Origin of the sequence: Luminiphilus syltensis NOR5-1B (assembly GCF_000158175.1) — a bacterium.
Lineage (GTDB): Bacteria > Pseudomonadota > Gammaproteobacteria > Pseudomonadales > Halieaceae > Luminiphilus > Luminiphilus syltensis.
The window spans coordinates 3,143,198-3,161,760 of sequence record NZ_DS999411.1 but is presented as its reverse complement, the minus strand read 5'-3'; the positions used below and the strand labels follow the sequence as shown (position 1 = coordinate 3,161,760).

The following is an 18,563-nucleotide window of genomic DNA, read 5'->3' as shown; positions in this document are numbered from 1 at the left end:
GGGGATAAACGTGGGCGTTTGCAGTCGCGGGATACGGGGGGGTGAAATCGGCGACCGCAATCGCCCTATAGATTGAGTATTGATTGTGCGCTCGAGCCAAATATTTTAGTCTTAAAATATGCAAAGTGTCTATGTGCCCTACGGGGCCTACTGGTCCACCCCATTCAGTCGCTGGCAGATGAGTCTGTCGGAACTCCATTCCTTTGACCTCGCTGCGCAGGCGGCGGCGAAGGCAGCGGATAAACGCCACCTGCCCCTGGAAGCGCTCGACTTTGGCGTCCTGGGCACAACGGTACCCCAGCGGGGTGCTTTTTATGGCTTACCCTGGCTCGCCGCTGAAATCGGTGCGCCGCAACTGGCGGGCCCGACCATTAGCCAGGCCTGCGCCACCAGCGCTCGTATTCTTGCGGAGGCGACCGCGGCGATCCGCAATGGTGATGCTTCCGCCTCGCTGGCCATAGCCACCGATCGTGTATCCAATGGTCCCCATATCTACTACCCGAATCCCAGTGGTATGGGTGGCGCCGGAGAGCACGAGGTCTGGGTGCTGGATAATTTCGCCAAGGATCCCTGGGCGGGCTGTGCGATGGTGCAGACGGCCGAAAATGTGGCTGCCGAATTTAGGATCACCACCGCTGAACAGAACGAGCTGGTACTGCTGCGGTCCGAGCAATACCAGGCGGCTCTGGCCAATGACCGAGCCTTTCAGCGGCGTTATATGGTTGAGCCTATTGAGATTACGGATCGAAAAGGCCGCGTGCTGGTCAGTTGCACCGGCGACGAGGGGATTCGACCGATGGAGCGTGCCGCAGTGGAGGCGCTCAAGCCGGCGCTTCCCGACGGCACCGTGACGTACGCCGGTCAGACCCATCCGGCGGATGGCGCTGCGGGAATGATCGTCACCAGTGCAGACAAGGCCGCCGCGTTTTCACAGGATCCGGCGATTACCATCGAGATCGTAAGTTTTGGCCAGTTCCGGGAGCGCAAGGCCTATATGCCTGCAGCACCGATAGGCGCCAGCCGACGGGCGCTGGCGGCGGCCGATATCGGAATCGACCAGGTGGCGGCTATCAAGTCCCACAACCCATTCGCTGTGAACGACATCGCGTTCGCCCGGGCCTTTGGTATCGGCGTTGAAAAGCTCAACAATTACGGGTGTTCGTTAATATGGGGGCATCCCCAGGGACCGACGGGGCTGCGCGCCATCATCGAGCTCATCGAAGAGCTGGTCATCAGCGGCGGCGGTTACGGACTGTTTCAGGGCTGTGCTGCCGGTGATACCGGGATGGCGGCTGTGATCAAGGTGAGCTGACTCAAGCGCACCCGTGCCTCCCGTCACTTCATTAAGAGGATAGACATGCAGGCTGTTTCTCTCAGGGACCGCTATGAGCTGGAGCAGGGGTTGGTGTTTCTCAACCCCATGCAGGCGCTGGTGCGGCTGGTGCTGACACAGGCGCAGGTGGATAGCAGGGCAGGTCTGAATACCGCGGGTTTTGTTTCCGGATATCGCGGTTCGCCCCTCGGCGGTTTCGATAAAGCCCTGTGGAGCGAGTCCCAATTACTCACCGACGCCCATATAAAGTTCCAACCCGGTCTCAATGAAGATCTCGCCGCCACCTCGGTATGGGGGTCGCAGCTCACCGGCATCGATCCCAAACGTACCGTCGACGGTGTTTTTGGGCTTTGGTATGGCAAGGGCCCCGGTGTCGACCGCTCAATGGATGCCCTCAAACACGCCAATATGGCGGGTACCAGCCGGTTTGGCGGTGCGCTGGCGGTGGCGGGGGATGACCATGGCGCGTTCTCCTCTTCGAACGCGCATCAGTCGGATCATATGCTGATCGGTGCCTCGATGCCGGTGCTCTATCCGGCAACGCTGGAAGAGCTGATCGACTTTGGCATTCGAGGTTGGGCGCTATCGCGCTTTTCCGGGTGCTGGGTGGGTATAAAACTGGTCTCGGAGATCGCGGAAACCTCGCGGATTACGGCGGTCGGGCTCGACCGGCATCAGCTCTCGCCCCTCGAGTACGATCCCGCCTGCGAAATCAGCTGGCCCGCACCGCCATTAATGATGGAACGCAGCCTGGTCGAAGTGCGGCTGCCCCGCGTCCATGAATTCACCAATGCCAACGGTTTTGATGCCACGTTATGGCGGGAACAACGCAGTCGGCTCGGGATTGTCGCGGCGGGTAAAAGCTGGCTGGACGTGCGCGAGGCGCTGTCTCTGCTGGGTATCGATGAAGCTGAGGCCCGCCGGATGGGTCTCGCGCTGTACAAGCCCGGCCTGATCTGGCCGTTGAACGCGACCGGGTTGCGGGAATTTGCACTGGGTCTGAATGAGATGATGGTCGTCGAGGAGAAGCGGCCGATTATTGAAGATCAGGCCGCGCGACTGCTTTACGGTCTCGCCGGTGCGCCCCAGATTATCGGTGAGCAGGATGCCAAGGGTCATCCGCTGATCGCTGTGGCAGGAGATCTTCAGGCGCTGGATCTTGCTGTCACACTGGGTGACTGGCTTGAGGGCAAGGGGACGCTGGGAGACACCGCGCAGGCGCGACTCACCGATCTTAAGCATCGCCGCGAGCCGCAAGACAATGCTATCGCCGCACCACCGCCGCGCAAACCCTTTTACTGTGCGGGATGCCCGCACAATACATCGACGCGAGTGCCCGAGGGGTCCCATGCCATGGCGGGGATTGGCTGCCATGGCATGGCAGCTTGGATACCGAGTCGCTCCATCGTGTCGATGACCCATATGGGAGGCGAGGGCATGCACTGGCTGGGTCGCGCGCCCTTTACCGACGAGTCACACATTTTTCAGAATGTGGGAGACGGCACCTACGCCCACTCCGCGTCGCTGAATATCCGAGCCGCGGTGGCCGCCGGCGTGACCATGACCTTCAAAATTCTCTATAACGAAGCGGTTGCCATGACCGGTGGGCAGCCGGTTGAGGCGGGCCTGTCGGTGGGACAGATCTGCGAACTTGTTCTCGCTGAACACGTTGCCGAGGTCGTCGTGGTAACCGATGATCTGCACCGATTTGACGGCGCGGTTCTGCCTCGGGCGGTGACATTGCTGCCCCGTGAACAATTCGACGAGGTCCAGGAGCGATTGCGGGAAAAAGCCGGCGTGACCGTGCTCATTTACGCCCAGGGATGCGCGGCGGAGAAACGCCGTAAGCGCAAACGCCAGCAGCTTGAGGACCCGGCAGTCAGGGTCATGATCAACGATCGGGTTTGCGAGGGCTGCGGTGATTGCGGCCGCAAGTCAAACTGTGTGGCGATCCAGCCGCTGGAAACCCCGCTGGGTCGAAAGCGTAAAATCAATCAATCGGCCTGCAACAAGGACCTCTCCTGTTTACGGGGCTTTTGCCCCAGTTTTGTGAGTTTCGAGGGCGGCGAGTATGCGCCCAGGAAAACCCGCGAGCTTGAGCAGAGTTGGCGTGCCGAGCTGCCCACCCCCGAAGCGCGAGCACTCCCGGATGTGTTCAGTCTTGCCATGGCGGGCATCGGTGGTGGTGGGGTGGTCAGCGTCGCCGCAATTATGGGGATGGCGGCCCATATTGAGGGTCTGGGAGCCAGCATTCTCGATGTGACCGGACTGGCGCAGAAGAACGGGGCGGTTTACAGCCATATCCGATTCAGTCGCGATCCCGACAGGCTGGCCAGTGGCCGGATTCCCGAAGGCTGTGCCGATGTGGTGCTGGGTTTTGATTTGATCGCCGCAGCGGGAGAAGGCGCGGCTAAAACGCTCAATGCAAATCAGACCGAAACCTTTCTGAATGCCGTGTTTACGCCCTCGGCAGACTTTATCGATGACGGTGATCAGGACTTTGGTGAAGAGCGAATGCGGCAGCGAATCAATGAGCGCTCCCGAAAGATGGCAGTCATTGATGCCGGTGGCGCCGCGGAGCGATTACTCGGCGATCAGATTTTTTCCAACCTCGTCCTACTCGGTGCTGCCTGGCAAAGTGGCACGATACCGCTGTCGGCCGACGCGTTGAAGACGGCGATTACCCTCAACGGCGCGTCAGTCGATAAATCGTTGGTCGCTTTCGATCTGGGACGATTGGTGATTGCCGACTCGGCGCGCTTCGCTGAACTCGATCAAATCGAGGGCATGGCGGGTGCGCCGGTTGCGGAGACCGCAGACGCGCTGATTGCTCAGCGAGCTACGCTACTCGAGGACTACCAGAACAGGGCCTATGCCGACCGGTTCCGTGCGTTTATGAAAAAGGTCGCCGCAGCAGACAACGCTTTTCCCGATCGTAATCAGGCGCTCACCCGGAGAGTGGCCGAGGCACTGTTCAAACACATGGCGATTAAAGACGAATATGAGGTGGCTCGCCTGTATGCAGAAACCGACTTTATGGCCAGGGCGCAGGAGAATTTTTCCGGTGATGCCCGGCCTGTGTTTCACCTCGCACCACCCTTATTGTCGAAGCGCGATCCGGTTACCGGAGAATTGATCAAACGGCAATTTGGCAGCTGGATATTGCCTGCGTTTCGAGTGCTCGCGAAGCTTAGACCCTTACGCGAAACCCCCTTTGATGTCTTCGGACTTACCGAAGAGCGCCGATGGGAGCGGGCACTGCGGTCCCAGCTCATGGATGATATTGACGCCATGCTGCCCGAGCTCAACCCGGGTAATTATGATGACGTCGTTTATTACGCGGCACTCAGTCTGGAAATTCGCGGGTTTGGGCATGTGAAGAAAGCTAACGGCGACCGTATCGAGCCACAATTGCGTGAGTGTCGCGATCGAGTACTGTCGACGATTGTTCGGGAGTATGCGGCATGAAACTGATCGGTGGACGCCATTCACCCTTTGTTCGCAGGATTGCCATGGTGCTGGAAGCCCTTGGCCATGACTACGAGGAAGAAGTTGTGCGCACCGTCGAAGATGGGGAATTAATCCGTCGTTATAACCCCGTCGGGCGAGTGCCCAATCTGGTGCTCGATGACGGGAGGGTGATTATCGATTCCCACGCCATTCTCGATTATCTCGAGCGCCATCGCCCGGAGAGTTCGACCTTGTTCCCCCAGCGCGAGGATGATCGTATGGCGATGCTGTTTGCCGATGCGGTCGGTATTGCTGGGATTGAAAAGCTGGTGCTCTGGTTTTATGAAAAGACGCGACGCGACGCCTCGCTGCGTTGTGCCACTACGATAATGGGCTTTGAGACGCAGATCGCAGAGGCCCTGCAGTGGTTGAGCGAGCACTGCAACGAGAATGCCTACGTGTGTGGTGACGACATGACTCTCGCCGACATTACCGCGACGTCGCTGGTTAATACCCTGGCTGCCGTGGCTCCTGAGCTATTGGCCGATGAGCAAAGCAGCCCTGTCCAGGCGGTAGCAGCGCGGGTCTCCCAGCGTTTACAGGCGGCGAACTGATCCGCGGGAACTCCGTCGCTCGACCAAAGGGTTATCGCGGATCGTTCATGGCCCCGCATAGGCTTCGAGCATGAAGTCGTGCCAGGGCCGGGCGGCTCAGCCCCGGATTACTCGAGCTGCTCGCGTAGCTCCATCGGCTAGGGATTGCTAAACAGCTCGCTCGTCGACGCTCGAGCAAACCGCGGCCGAGCCACCCTGAGCAGTCGCTGCAAGTGCGGTGGAAACATTCCTGAAGGTGGCACCGACTTCAAAACCTAGGGTGTGGTCGTCAGCGAATGCCTTCCTGAGCAGTGATTGAGGTATCACGCAGCCCTTGGTCCCGCTAATCCGCGATAAACCATAAAAAAAGCCGCGCTAGTGACATAACCAGCGCGGCTCTTTGGTTCCTGGGCCTAGCCCCAGACTTTTTGATATAGACCGGTACTAGGTTGCCCCGTTTAAGCTACTTAGAAGCCGCTAGAGACAGTCACACCAATAGTTCGTGGCGGCAGAGTGACGTAGAAGTACGGATCCTGCTCCGAGGCGAAGGCATCCATGACCGCGACTTCATTGGTCAGGTTCTTCACGAACACGCCCGCCGACCACTCATCCCGACCGACCGACACGTTCAGATTGATCACGTCATAGGAGGGAATGTCTTCGAAGAACGGGTTAACGACGCCGTTGACATCACGGTTCTGGGATACGGTATCCGAGCTTCCGCGGTAGGTGTAGTCGAGACGGGCAAAGCCGTCGAGACCGCCATCAACGTCGAGGTTAAACCGTGACGTGACACTGACGTTGCCCGAGAAGGAGGGTGTCTTTGCCAACTCATCGTCTTCAAAAACCAGGAATCGATCGGTGACGCCCTCAATAATTTCCTGATCTTCAGAGAAGCCGGTGTCCACATAAGTAAATGCAGCACCGAATTCGAACATGCCCATCTCATAGGTACCATCCAACTCAAGCCCAAGGACTTCAGCGGAAGGACCGTTGGTGGTGTAGGTAAAGTTATTACCCTGGACGATCTGCACGTCCTCCCAATCCATCCAGAACACCGCAGCGCTCCCCTGAAACTTACCGTCATCGCTCTGGAACTTGGCGCCCAGTTCGTAGTTCCACAAGGTGTCGGATTCAAAGAATCCCGGCACGTCACCACCGCCAATGGCGGCAACACCCGCTGAAATATTGGTCGCACCAGGACGGAAGCCCGATGCAATCTCAACATAAGTGGTTAGCTGGTCATTGGGGTTATAGGTCACATTAAAGCGATAGGTGGTATCGCTCTCATCGTTCTCCACCACCTGATCTGGACCTCCACTGAGGAAGTCAGGGCCGTTATTGTTCTGGGTATCGGTTACTTCAAAGTCGAAATAACGCGCACCGACGGTCAGTTCCATTTTGTCATTGATCTGGTAATAGACCTCACCGAACGCCGCCCAGCGATCACGCTCGTTCTGCAGGAAGCGACCGAACACACTGTTGACTTCGCCCGGTCCTGCGGCGCCAGTAACCTGTGTGGGTGCCGCCGGAACGAACTCTTCAACCGGGAAGCCGGCGGCATTACTGTTAATCACATTCAGTTCAAAACGGCTGTCTTCCTTGGCCATAAAACCACCGACGAGGAAGTTGAACGGACCGTCGAAGGTAGACGCGAAGCGCAATTCGCCTGAGTCAATTTCTCGCTCTTGGGGCTGATTGACCACGCTGGTGGGCGGAAGATCAAAGCCAAGCGCGCCGAGGAAGAAACCCGAAAGGCCCGGAGACGTGTTCGTGGCCGTGGAATCATAGACGTATTCAAACTCGCGATCGAAGCGCGAGTAGCTTGCGGTGAATACACCGGCGTCCGTACGGTAATTCGCTGTCAGTGATGCCAGCAGGAACTCTTCATCCAGCGGCGTGCGTGTGGCATCGGTATTGATCCAGTCGCCACCGGCTTCGGGGCCGCCAATACCGCCACCAATGAACTGGTAGTTGGCGAACTGTCCGGGGGTATCCGTTTGCGGTTGTGAAGGTCCAAACCGACCAGAGGGTGTCTGGCGGCTATTGTTACCCGATTCGCGTTCCTGGTAGTTCACCGATGCCAGCAGCGAGAAGCTGTCGTTGGGCTCGGCTAACAGGTGCAATCGACCACCCTTGATGGAGCTGTCGTTGACGTCTTCAAGATTGAGCGCGGGCTGATCGAGGAAACCCTGGCCTTCCTGACCCCATAGCACGGCACGCAGGCCGAGTTTGTCCTGAACCAGTGGCAGGTTAAACATGCCATCCATACGGACGCCGAGGTCGTCGGTCTCATCCATGGAGGTGAGTGTCGCACTGACGCGGCCCTCAACGGTATCGAGCTTGGGCTTGTTGGTCACAAAGCGCACGGTACCCGACAGCGAGTTGGCACCGAACAGGGTGCCTTGCGGACCCTTGTAAACCTCGACGGTTTGCAGGTCGGTGAGTACGAAGCCCGCCTGACGGCCGCCGCCGTTTTGCTGAAAACGACCACTAATCGGCGACTCATCGAAGTAGACCCCGACTGTGGATTCCTCGGCACCGGAGAAAATGCCGCGGATGATGTAGCTGCTGTCACCCGGGCCAAAGCTCTGGAGGTTGACCGAAGGCAGCTGGGTTACCAGTTCCTCGAAGTCCAAGATGTTCTGCTCAGCAATACTTTCGCCGGTCACCAGGTTTAAACCACCGCCGTAATTCTGGGGATCCAGTCGGACGGCACGCTTACCAATAATCAATACTTCCTCGAGTTGTTCGGGCGACTGCGGGGCTTCCTCCTGCGCAAGGGCGTTGCTGGCGATCAATGTGGACAGGCCGGTACAGCCGATAGCGAGGGCGAGGCGGCTTTTGCTGGTTTTAAAGAATGGTCCGGGTTGCTTGGGTGATTTCATCTTGTTCTCCTGGGATTGGAAATGAAGGACGTTCACGGTTGCGGCGGTGAGTGGCTATTCTTTTGTGGGTATGACCTATTCGAGTCGTTGTGTGATCCGCGAAATTATTTTAGTCTTGAAATAAGTGGCATGTCTACGCAGCCTGACACAACTTTTTGTGCGAAATATTGCGATTCATGCCCGAATTGGCGCTTTGCCCCCATAGAAATCGCCCTAATTGCTGTATCGGCCACACCGCGCACCGTTGTTTTCCCTACCGCGCGGTGCTTCAGTGGTAGCGGTAGGCTCTGATTGGAGAAGTAAGTAATGGCGGGTGAACTGCGCTTCGTTCCTGATAGCTGGTACCAGAAACCCATATTTGGCCTGCCGGTGCTGGCGGCCGGGTTTATGGGGATGTTCGGTAATGTCGGCCCGCTGATCTACGCCAGTTTTGCGTTTATCGTTCAGGACCTGCAGCGAACAACTGATTGGGCCCGGTCTGATTTGACCCTGGCCATCTCCTTTCTCACCTTCTTTACCGCCGTCGCGCAACCGGGTTTCGGTGCCATCGTCGATCGCTTTGGTGTGCGCTGGCCCACCGCCATCTCGCTACTGCTTATGGCGGCGATTCTGGCGACAATCCCCATTTTTGCCACCGAAGTCTGGCATCTCTGGTTGGGCTTTGCGCTCGCCGCCGTACTCGGTGTGGCCAACAACACCATGTCGTTTATTCGACTGGCTGCGGCCTGGTTTGATCGCAAACGGGGGCTGATGATTGGCATCGTCGCGTCAGCTACCGGTCTCGGGCTCGCTATCCTGCCGCGCATCACGGCGGAGGTGATCAATGAGTTCGGATGGAAGGGCGGCTTCGTCTGGTATGGGATTTACATCGCGTTTGTTACCGTTCCCGTGGTGGTGTTATTTGCCCGAGATCACCCCCGTGACCTTGGGCTGCTACCCGATGGTGACCCCACTACCGAAGACAATATTGATACCCATCAGCCCCTCTCCGGAATCACGCTGGCCCAGGCGCTTCGCACCCGGGTCTTCTGGGTGCTGGCTGCGGGTATTCTGCTGGCTTCTTTTGCGCTGTGGGGGATCACCAATCAATTGGCATTGCTGCTTGGTGATCGCGGGATGAGTGCGGTTGATGCCGCACAAGTGGCAACGGCATTGGGCCTGTCAATGGCCGCGTCACGACTGATTATCGGCTGGACGCTGGATCGCGTGTTCGCGCCGCTGGTGGCAATGGTTATCTTTCTCGGCAGTGCCGCAGGGTTCTGGCTGCTGGCGACGGGCGGCACGGGTTGGGGGGTCTATTTTGCCGCGGCGTTACTGGGGACCGGCCTTGGCGCTGAGATCGAGCTGATTGGCTTTATGGTCAGTCGCTATTTCGGGCTTCGGGCCTTCGGCGCGATTTACGGGAGCGTTTTTGTCGGTTTCCTTGTAGGCACTGCCGGCGGCCCCTATCTGTTGTCGAAGGCTCAGGAATTACTGGGTACCTATGACGAGGCGCTGTTTATTATGGTCGGCGTTATGGTGCTTGTGGCACTGATGTTCGTCACCATGGGACGCTACGACCGCTACCACGATCTGTTTGAGGCCGAGCGGCATCCCAATGAGAAAGCCGAGGCGCCCTGAGCTACGCTTCAATGATAGGTGGTGGGGTCCGGCAGCTTTTTGCCGGGATTCATAATGCCATGGGGGTCGAGGGCGGTTTTGATGGCTTGCATGGCGCCGAGTGTGGCCGCGCCAAACTCGGATAACATGTATTTTTGTTTGCCGAGTCCGATACCGTGTTCACCGGTACAGGTACCGCCCATCGCCAGTACGCGCTCGATCAGGCGTTCATGACACTCGTGCATGACGCGCACTTCGTCGGGCTTGTTCGGATCGACCACATAAACAAAATGAAAGTTACCGTCACCGACGTGCCCGGCGAGCATGGTCGGGAATTTACAGTGTTGGTCGGCATCAGCACGGGTAGCACCAATACATTCGGCGAGTCTTGAGATCGGTACACACACATCGGTGGCCACGGCACTGCAGCCGGGACGAATAGCCCCCGCTGCGTAGGCGGCATCGTGGCGCGCCTTCCACATTTGACTCCGTTCATCGCTATCCGCGGTCCAGTCGAATGCTGAGCACTCGTGCTGGCTACAGATAGTTCCGAAAAGCTCGGCCTGCTCCTGAACACTGCTTGGCGATCCGATAAATTCGACAAAGAGTGTTGGCATTTCCGCAAAGCTGGTTTTTGAATAGGCGTTGATGGCGGCGATCTGCGCGGCATCGAGCAGTTCAATTCTGGCCACCGGGATTGCGCATTGCAGGGTTTCGATAACGGCATTGGCGGCCGCTTCGACGGAGTCGAATTGCACCCGGGCAGCGGATACCGCTTCGGGACGAGGATGCAACTTGAGTGTCACCTCGGTGATGATGCCCAGTGTGCCTTCCGAACCCACCATGAGATGAGTGAGATCGTAGCCCGCGGACGATTTACGCGCCCGGCCACCGGTTTCAATAATCTCTCCCGAGGGCAGCACGACGCGCAATGAGAGAACGTTTTCGCGCATGGTGCCGTAACACACCGCGTTGGTGCCTGAGGCGCGGGTTGCCGCCATCCCCCCGAGCGAGGCATCGGCGCCCGGGTCAATAGGAAACTGCAGCCCGGTTTCACGCAGGTAGCTGTTGAGCTGGCTGCGCGTCACGCCGGCTTCGACGGTGCAATCCATATCCTCGGGGGAGACTCGAATAATCGTTTGCATACGCGAGAGGTCGATACATAGCCCGCCCTGAACAGCGATGACCTGACCCTCAACATTGGAACCGGCGCCAAAGGGGATGATCGGAATCCTGTGTTCCGCGCAGGCCTTTACCGCGGCCGCCACCTCTTCGGTGGTTGCCGGAAAGCAGACCGCGTCGGGCGCCTGCATGGGGTGCCAGCTTTCATCCTTCCCGTGGTGTTCACAGATCGTGGGATTGGTGGTGATTCGATCGCCATACAGCGGTGTCAACTCGGTAACCAGGGGTTCTATCTGCACCATGCTCGGTTCTCCTTGCAATGAAAGCGGCTATCTCAAGCCCGCCTAAGCGCTATTTTTTGCGCGACGGTCGTAAGCTCGTTCGAAGATGTCGGTCAATCACAGTTTAGCGCGTAGTTTGACAATGTCGTGGTAACGCGAGGGTATGTCATCGCGATCGGCCGCACTACGAAGGTCCCGCAGCCGGGCCAGGGCGCGCATCAACACTTCCAGGGGTGGACCGCTGGCGGTGAGATTTTCCTGGTGCTTGTCGTCGATGTGCACGGCGGGTTGTTCGATAAATTTGGTGACCAGCTGATTGTGGTGCTGTGTGGCGGTTTGGCCGTGCAAATCGCAGACCTCCAGAAACAGCGCCAGATTGTCGCGGCAATGAGTATCGTGCCACGCTGAGTCGGGCAGGCACAAAAATTCATCCATCAGGCTGCGGCGGCGCATACAGTCACGAAGAATGGATTGGTCCTCCGGCATCATGTAAAGAAACTTATCGACCAACAGTTGTGAGTAGTAGGCGTGGTCAGCGCGGCAGAGGCCCAGCAGCATATCGATCACATTGATACCAGCGAAGTCCCCGGCGTTGGCACCGCGATAACTATGTTGACCCACTCGATGAGGTTTAAAGTAGGGTCTCACAGAGTAGAAAAAACGATCCGTATCGAGCTCCGTGAACAGCGTTTCATTCGACTGAACCACGTATTTCAGGGCATCACGGGCCGCGGCGAGCAGGTCGGCGGCGACGGGGTGGGTAATGCCCAGCGGTAAGATACGCAGAAGCGCATCGGCTGCGCGTTTGTAACCGAGGATGCCCCGGGTGTTGTAGTCGGTAAACAGGTAGTCATCCCGCAGTGTGGTGAAACTTTTGTAGCGGCCGTCGATCGCCCGGTTGTGGGTGGTCAGGTGGCTGGTGGCAAAGCGGGGAGTCACGCCTAGAGAAGCACCGAGTTGAAGCGCCAGGCCCGATGCTTCGGGCATATCACCGTCCTTGGCGTTCTGGTCGGCAATACCGTGGCGGGCGCAGGCGGCCATGAAAAGCCCGACGTTGCCGAGCAGGTCAAACCCCGCATCAAAGCCCTCGTCGGTATTTCCTTCACGAAGTAATTCGACAATATGCGCAGTGCCTGCCGCCCGCAGTTGGCCCTTTTCAGCCGCGCCGACCGCGGTAACATCGGCTCGGTCACTGCGCTGAAAGTAGGCGTTTTCGAGCACAGTGTTGAGATCAGCAAATTCGCTGCGTATCCACCGATCAAAATTCTCGACATTTCCGGTCATGGTTTTTCATACCTTGAGCTGGAGGCATTGTCTCAAGACACGTGCTGGGTCTTCGGGACTGCCACAGTCGTTGCAGTGTAACCGGCGTCATTCGAAGTGGGAAACCATCCCGATAACGGTTGGGCCCTCAGGTGGGCTCGTTAGCGAAAAGATCTGTGATGCTGCCGGGAGTAATCACGCGGACCGCATCGCCGATACGAATCTCGCCGCCGCTTATAATTTTTGCACACAGCCCCCCGTGGCCAATCATCGCCGCGACACCACCAGGACCGAGCGCCGACTCCATCCGCGAGCAGGGGTGACATAGTGCATTGGCTTCGAGGATGGCATCACCGATGGCAAATTGCTGATAGCGAAGCGCGTGAAGGTTGATGCCGCTAACCACAAGGTTTCGTCTCAGCAGGGCGGGGTCAATGCTGGCGCGGCCGAGGAAATGCGCGGTTTGCGCGATAAATTCCTGCGAAATAAGGGTGACTTGTCGTCCGGATCCCGCTGTTTTGGTGGTGCGATGGTCGCCTTCCAGACCGAGCGTAGCCAGTGCCATGGCGTTTGAGACGGATTCCATGGGCGCGCGCCGCGCGGGTCGCAGACCTATCCATAACAATTCGCCGGGGGGTAGATCCCGGGCAAAGCGATCTAATGGGTTACTTCTTTTATTCATTGCGGATGGATATTTCCTTAACTGTACATGCCGTGTGCCTGTAGCTTGATCTCAACATGCTTGAAGAGTACACGCCATTTCTCACCGACAGTAATGACCGTAAATGCTTGTCTATAAATAGGGCGTATGAAGTATTGCGGTGACACCCAATTTCTGAGGGATGTCACAGATCGTTTCAATCTCAGGTGGTTATCTGCTTACCGGCGACTTAGTCTATACGAAGTATCGATCGAAGTTGGCGAATACAACGAAGGCTAGACTATGTTGAACTACGCAGAGCACATCGCCACCAAGTCAGCTATTTACGCAGGCGCGCTCGCGGCTGGCAATTTTGATTACGCGATTATCAGTGCGGGCTGCCTGATTTATCGATTCAACGATGATCTCGATTATCCCTTCCGGCCCAGTTCCTATTTCAACGAGTGGGTTCCGCTTCAGGATCGACCCGGCGGCTATTTGCTTATTCAGCCCGGTGAGCGTCCGCGTCTGCTACTACCGGAAGCGGGCGGATTCTGGGACAGTCTTCCTGAAGCTATCCCCGCGCCGGTGTTGGACGTGGTTGATGTCATCGGCTACCAGGACGCCGACGATTGCCGCTTACATCTGGCGGGAAAGGGAAGGGGGGTCTGGATTGGTCCCTCTGATCCGATTTCCGAACAGCTCGATGGGCTGGTCAAAAATCCTGAGGCCGTTCTTAATGTCGTCGACTTTAATCGCGCTTACAAGTCAGATTACGAGAGGTCCTGCTTGCGGTCAGCGAGTCAGCGGGCCGCTGTTGGTCATCAGGCGGCGAAAGCGGCGTTTTACTCCGGTGCCAGCGAGCTTGACATTCATCTGGCCTATCTGGGTGCTTCCCGCACCGCTGATGAGGAGCTTCCTTACCGCAATATTATCGCGCTCAACGAAAATGCAGCGACGCTCCACCATATGGCGCGGGCAAAAGCAGCACCCGAAACCATAAGGAGTTTTCTCATTGATGCGGGCGCCTCGTGCGCAGGATATGCCGCTGATGTGTCACGAACCTATGTTGCAGAAAACGAGGCCATGTCGGTATTTGCACAATTGGTTGCCGATCTTGATCGGGGACAGCAGCAGTTGGTTGCGGCCGTCGACACCGTGGCAACATTTCCCGAGCTGCACCAGCGCGCCCATACCCTGATTACCCAGCTACTGGTCGACCATAACATCGTCCAATGCGGTGTCGACGAGGCGTTGGCCAGCGGTGCTTCCAGGGTGTTTTTCCCCCACGGATTGGGCCATCTGCTGGGCATACAGGTCCATGATCGCGGAGGTTTCCTCGCTGCTGCCGATGGCTCCGTTGCAGCGCCACCGAAAGAGCATCCGCACCTGCGACTAACGCGTTCGATCGAGCCAGGGATGGTCTTCACCGTTGAGCCCGGACTTTATTTTATCCCGGCATTACTAGCCGGTTTTGATCAGCAGAGTCTACTGAACAAGTCGTTGATTGATCAGCTTACTCCGTTCGGCGGAATTCGAATTGAAGATAACGTCGCAGTGACGACAACGGGTGTTGAGAATCTGACCCGGGATGCTTTTTCTGCTTTTGAAGCGTGATGGCGTTCGCCGCCTCATTAACAGTGTAGCGTGCAGATCATCGCGTTTTTCAATTCATCGTCACACCCGTTTTTCTACACGTACCGATAGTCAGGCTTCAGTCATGAACCAGAATCGCCCAATGATTAATGAAGGTCATCAGGGATGGGCCCAGGCCCTGAGAAATCAATATCAACGCAGTGAGGTTGAAGCGCTGCAATTATTGATATCGGATCTTGATCTTGATGCCCAGTTGCGGGCCGATATTGTCTCGGTTGCCACTGGGTATGTTGACCGTGTACGCAATGAGTCGTCACCATCGATGATGGAGGCCTTTCTGGCCGAGTACGGGTTGTCGACAGCGGAGGGGGTAGGGTTAATGTGTCTGGCAGAGGCGCTCCTGCGTGTTCCCGATGCGGATACTATCGATGAGCTCATACACGACAAAATTGAACCCTCTGACTGGGGTGCCCATCTGGGTCGCTCCTCGTCATCGTTGGTCAATACATCGACCTGGGCGTTAATGCTGACGGGTAAGGTCCTCAATGATGATCCCCACAAGCCCGCTGCCGCACTGCGTGGGTTGATCCGTAGGGCAGGGGAGCCACTGGTGCGTAACGCGGTTCGCCAGTCGATGCGAATACTGGGTCGGCAGTTTGTGCTCGGCAGAGATATTACTGAGGCATTGGATAACGCTCGTTCTGCCGAGTCTGAAGGCTATACCTACTCGTACGACATGCTGGGTGAGGCTGCCCGAACCGATGAGGATGCCTTGCGCTACCATCGCGCCTACCGCACTGCGATAACGGCGATTGCGGCGCGCGCTTCCGGTGACGTTCGAAGCAGCCCCGGTATTTCAGTCAAGCTATCCGCGCTCCATCCACGTTATGAAACCACCCACCGCAAACAGGTAATGGCGGTGCTGCTTCCACGATTGCGAGATCTGGCCTTCCAGGCGGCACAGGCCAATATCGGTTTCAATATCGATGCTGAGGAACAGGATCGTCTGGAGTTATCGCTCGAGTTGATCGAGCATATCCTGGCGGATCCCGATCTGCCCGCCTGGTCGGGGTTTGGGGTGGTGGTCCAGGCCTATGGTCTGCGTGCGACTAAGGTTATTCATACCCTCGACCAGATGGCGAGAAAATACAGCCGGCGCATAATGATACGACTGGTGAAGGGCGCCTACTGGGACAGCGAGATAAAACTGGCACAGGAGGCGGGTATCGAGCAGTTTCCCGTGTTTACCCGCAAGCAGCATACGGATGTGAGCTACCTCGCCTGTGCGAAACTTCTGCTTGAGCGTCGCGACGTCATCTACCCCCAGTTTGCGACGCACAATGCCCACTCCTGTGCCGCCGTCATCGCCATGGCCGGTGATGATCTCGATAGTTTCGAGTTCCAGCGGTTACACGGGATGGGCGAATCGCTGCATGAGGTGGTGAGGGCCGATTCAGGTACTCGCTGCCGAATTTATGCACCGGTCGGTGCCCATCGAGACCTGCTGGCTTACCTGGTGCGACGGTTGCTCGAGAACGGTGCCAACTCGTCTTTTGTCAATCAGATTGTGGATACGGCTATCGAGGCATCGACCATCGCCCGAGATCCCTTGAGTGGACTGGAGCCCGAGAAACTAGGCGTCAATTCCAGTATTCGGCCTCCATCTGACCTATTCCTGCCCGAGCGAAAAAACTCCAGGGGCTACCAGGTGACGGAGCCCGCCTCGATCGAAACATTGCGGGTTGAGCGAGAGCGCTGGTTTGGTCATCAATGGAGTGCCGGTTCCCTGCTGCACGAAACGGCCGGTGATGAGCTGCCAACGGCGATGCCGGTGTATTCTCCGGCGGATCCACACGCACTGGTCGGTCACGTTAGTGAGGCTACACAGGAAGCGGTGGAGCGAGCGCTGAGCACGGCGGACGTGGCATTTCCGGAGTGGTCTCTCACCGCGGCAAACGTACGTGCCAACGCACTTCGCGCGGCTGCGGACCTGTACGAGGCTAACACCGCTGAGTTGAGCGCACTCACTACTCGAGAGGCAGGGAAGTCACTGGCGGACAGTATTGCTGAAATTCGTGAAGCCGTGGACTTCCTGCGCTTCTATGCCTGCGAGGCCGAGCGTTTGCAGGCCATCGATGGGCGCAGCGGTCGCGGTATTTTTGTCTGCATCAGCCCCTGGAATTTCCCGCTGGCGATTTTTACGGGGCAGATCGCCGCCGCATTGGCCGCCGGTAATACCGTCATCGCAAAGCCCGCTGAACAGACGCCGTTGATTGCCGCCCGTGCGGTTGAGTTGATGCTCGAGGCGGGTATTCCGCGGTCAGTGCTACAGCTGTTGCCCGGCGACGGGGCACGGGTAGGTGGGGCGCTGACCGCCGATCCACGGGTTAGTGGCGTGTGTTTCACCGGTTCAACGGAAGTTGCGCAGCTGATCAATCGAACGCTGGCAGAGACGGCTAGACCCGATACGGTATTGATCGCCGAGACCGGCGGATTGAATGCGATGATTGTTGATTCGACCGCGCTCACCGAGCAGGCCGTACGTGACATTGTGATATCGGCTTTCCAATCAGCGGGGCAGCGCTGTTCTGCATTGCGCATGCTTTACGTTCAGGAGGAAGCACGGGAGCGGCTGCTTGAAATGCTCTACGGGGCGATGGAGGCACTCACCGTTGGCGATCCCTGGCTTTTGGATACCGATGTGTCGCCGGTGATTGATGCCCAAGCACAGGAAAAAATTGTAGGGTATCTGGAGCAGAAGCAGGCAGCGGGTAAGCTACTTAAGTCGATACCGGTGCCTGATCATGGCTATTTTGTGCCGCCTTCGGTGATTGCCGTTGACGGTATCGAGGATCTCGAAGAAGAAATTTTTGGGCCGGTTCTGCATGTTGCGTCGTTCAAGGCGCAGGAGCTGGATGCCGTTGTCGACGCCATTAATGCGACGGGTTATGGCCTGACGTTTGGTTTACACACACGGATTGACGATCGGGTACAGCAGGTGGTCGATCGGATTCGCGTGGGTAATGCCTACGTCAATCGAAATCAGATCGGCGCTATTGTCGGCTCACAGCCCTTTGGCGGTGAGGGATTGTCGGGTACCGGCCCCAAAGCGGGAGGACCGCGTTACGTCGACCGCTTCCGCGCACCAGCCTTGACGGCTGATGTTGCCGCACCTGTTGGTCAGCCTGTTGGTTTGGATCAACTGCTCGCTGCTATCGGGTCGTTGGATAATACGTCTTGGGCGGCGCGGTTTGATCGAAGTGAAAAACTCAAGGCATGGAATACAGACTCAGGTATTGATCTGGCTGAGGTATTTTCAGCCATTGCTCGTTCCGTACTGCCAGCGCAGTCTTTGCCGGGGCCCACGGGGGAGAGTAACCGCCTGACCGTTCATCCTCGCGGGCCCGCCCTGTGCCTTGGGCCTACCCCTGAGGTCGCGCTGATTCAGGCAATCCAGGCCTTGGCCGCCGGATGCGCCGTTTTGGTGGTGGTTCCTGACGCCGCGCCCATTTTTGAGTCTTTGTTGTCTCGAGATGAACTGCCTCTCTCCATTATCGACGGGGTGGCCGATATTGCTGCACTCTCGGAACTTGACGAGGTGACGGTGGTTGCGGCTGCGGACAGCTCGAATTGGGCTGGATCAATCAGAAAAGCAATGGCGTCAAGAGAAGGCGCGATAGTCCCGCTGACCACTGCAGTCTTGGCGCCAGATGCCTTTCTTGTTGAGCGACACCTTTGTATTGATACGACGGCAGCGGGGGGCAACGCCAGCTTGCTGGCGTCGGTGGAATGAATCGT

At 57.6% G+C, this 18,563-nt stretch carries 10 protein-coding genes; 6 read left to right on the top strand and 4 right to left on the bottom strand.

Features of this window, described 5'->3' with window-relative positions; translation table 11 throughout:
• The first annotated feature begins 118 nt into the window (after positions 1–118).
• The 3 genes from NOR51B_RS14280 to NOR51B_RS15085 are packed head-to-tail and all read left to right on the top strand — an operon-like array spanning position 119 to position 5,397.
• The gene (locus tag NOR51B_RS14280) at positions 119–1,312 is read left to right on the top strand and encodes a thiolase family protein (protein ID WP_040482170.1); all 1,194 of its coding nucleotides are present in this window, start codon (positions 119–121) and stop codon (positions 1,310–1,312) included.
• 45 nt (positions 1,313–1,357) lie between these two features.
• On the top strand, positions 1,358–4,801 hold the full coding sequence (locus NOR51B_RS14275; protein WP_009021528.1) for an indolepyruvate ferredoxin oxidoreductase family protein: 3,444 nt from the start codon (positions 1,358–1,360) through the stop codon (positions 4,799–4,801).
• A complete protein-coding gene (locus NOR51B_RS15085) occupies positions 4,798–5,397 on the top strand; it encodes a glutathione S-transferase family protein (RefSeq protein WP_009021401.1) in 600 nt (199 codons plus the stop codon). Before NOR51B_RS14275 ends, NOR51B_RS15085 begins: the two co-directional genes overlap by 4 nt.
• Before the next feature lie 446 nt (positions 5,398–5,843).
• On the opposite strand, the gene NOR51B_RS14265 is transcribed toward NOR51B_RS15085, so the two are convergent.
• Entirely contained in the window at positions 5,844–8,264 is a 2,421-nt protein-coding gene (locus NOR51B_RS14265) for a TonB-dependent receptor (protein WP_009021077.1), read from the bottom strand.
• A 306-nt stretch (positions 8,265–8,570) separates the two neighbouring features.
• Here NOR51B_RS14265 and NOR51B_RS14260 point away from each other — a divergent pair, with 306 nt between their 5' ends.
• Complete coding sequence (locus tag NOR51B_RS14260) at positions 8,571–9,884, top strand: MFS transporter (RefSeq protein WP_009019575.1); 1,314 nt, start codon at positions 8,571–8,573, stop codon at positions 9,882–9,884.
• 8 nt (positions 9,885–9,892) lie between these two features.
• Here the strand turns inward: NOR51B_RS14260 and NOR51B_RS14255 are convergent, their stop codons facing one another.
• The 3 genes from NOR51B_RS14255 to NOR51B_RS14245 all read right to left on the bottom strand — a co-directional run bounded on the left by NOR51B_RS14255 (position 9,893) and on the right by NOR51B_RS14245 (position 13,211).
• Positions 9,893–11,287 (bottom strand): FAD-binding oxidoreductase, encoded by a 1,395-nt coding sequence (locus NOR51B_RS14255; protein WP_009021142.1) that lies wholly within the window; start codon positions 11,285–11,287, stop codon positions 9,893–9,895.
• 96 nt (positions 11,288–11,383) lie between these two features.
• Positions 11,384–12,550 carry a PrnB family protein gene (locus NOR51B_RS14250; protein WP_009019014.1) on the bottom strand — a complete coding sequence of 389 codons (1,167 nt, stop codon included), beginning with the start codon at positions 12,548–12,550 and terminating at the stop codon, positions 11,384–11,386.
• 127 nt (positions 12,551–12,677) lie between these two features.
• Entirely contained in the window at positions 12,678–13,211 is a 534-nt protein-coding gene (locus NOR51B_RS14245) for an MOSC domain-containing protein (protein ID WP_040482168.1), read from the bottom strand.
• A 261-nt stretch (positions 13,212–13,472) separates the two neighbouring features.
• On the opposite strand from NOR51B_RS14245, the gene pepQ reads away from it, so the two are divergent.
• Both pepQ and putA read left to right on the top strand, forming a co-directional pair.
• Entirely contained in the window at positions 13,473–14,786 is a 1,314-nt protein-coding gene (gene pepQ, locus NOR51B_RS14240) for a Xaa-Pro dipeptidase (protein ID WP_009020703.1), read from the top strand.
• A 103-nt stretch (positions 14,787–14,889) separates the two neighbouring features.
• The gene (gene putA / locus NOR51B_RS14235; protein ID WP_009021115.1) at positions 14,890–18,558 is read left to right on the top strand and encodes a bifunctional proline dehydrogenase/L-glutamate gamma-semialdehyde dehydrogenase PutA; all 3,669 of its coding nucleotides are present in this window, start codon (positions 14,890–14,892) and stop codon (positions 18,556–18,558) included.
• Positions 18,559–18,563 lie beyond the last annotated feature (5 nt).

What these genes read in the sequence shown, in the direction of transcription:
- NOR51B_RS14280 (WP_040482170.1), top strand. Translation starts at nt 119, where the DNA reads ATGCAAAGTGTCTATGTGCCCTACGGGGCCTACTGGTCCACCCCATTC.
- NOR51B_RS14275 (WP_009021528.1), top strand. Translation starts at nt 1,358, where the DNA reads ATGCAGGCTGTTTCTCTCAGGGACCGCTATGAGCTGGAGCAGGGGTTG.
- NOR51B_RS15085 (WP_009021401.1), top strand. Translation starts at nt 4,798, where the DNA reads ATGAAACTGATCGGTGGACGCCATTCACCCTTTGTTCGCAGGATTGCC.
- NOR51B_RS14265 (WP_009021077.1), bottom strand. Translation starts at nt 8,264, where the DNA reads ATGAAATCACCCAAGCAACCCGGACCATTCTTTAAAACCAGCAAAAGC.
- NOR51B_RS14260 (WP_009019575.1), top strand. Translation starts at nt 8,571, where the DNA reads ATGGCGGGTGAACTGCGCTTCGTTCCTGATAGCTGGTACCAGAAACCC.
- NOR51B_RS14255 (WP_009021142.1), bottom strand. Translation starts at nt 11,287, where the DNA reads ATGGTGCAGATAGAACCCCTGGTTACCGAGTTGACACCGCTGTATGGC.
- NOR51B_RS14250 (WP_009019014.1), bottom strand. Translation starts at nt 12,550, where the DNA reads ATGACCGGAAATGTCGAGAATTTTGATCGGTGGATACGCAGCGAATTT.
- NOR51B_RS14245 (WP_040482168.1), bottom strand. Translation starts at nt 13,211, where the DNA reads ATGAATAAAAGAAGTAACCCATTAGATCGCTTTGCCCGGGATCTACCC.
- pepQ (WP_009020703.1), top strand. Translation starts at nt 13,473, where the DNA reads ATGTTGAACTACGCAGAGCACATCGCCACCAAGTCAGCTATTTACGCA.
- putA (WP_009021115.1), top strand. Translation starts at nt 14,890, where the DNA reads ATGAACCAGAATCGCCCAATGATTAATGAAGGTCATCAGGGATGGGCC.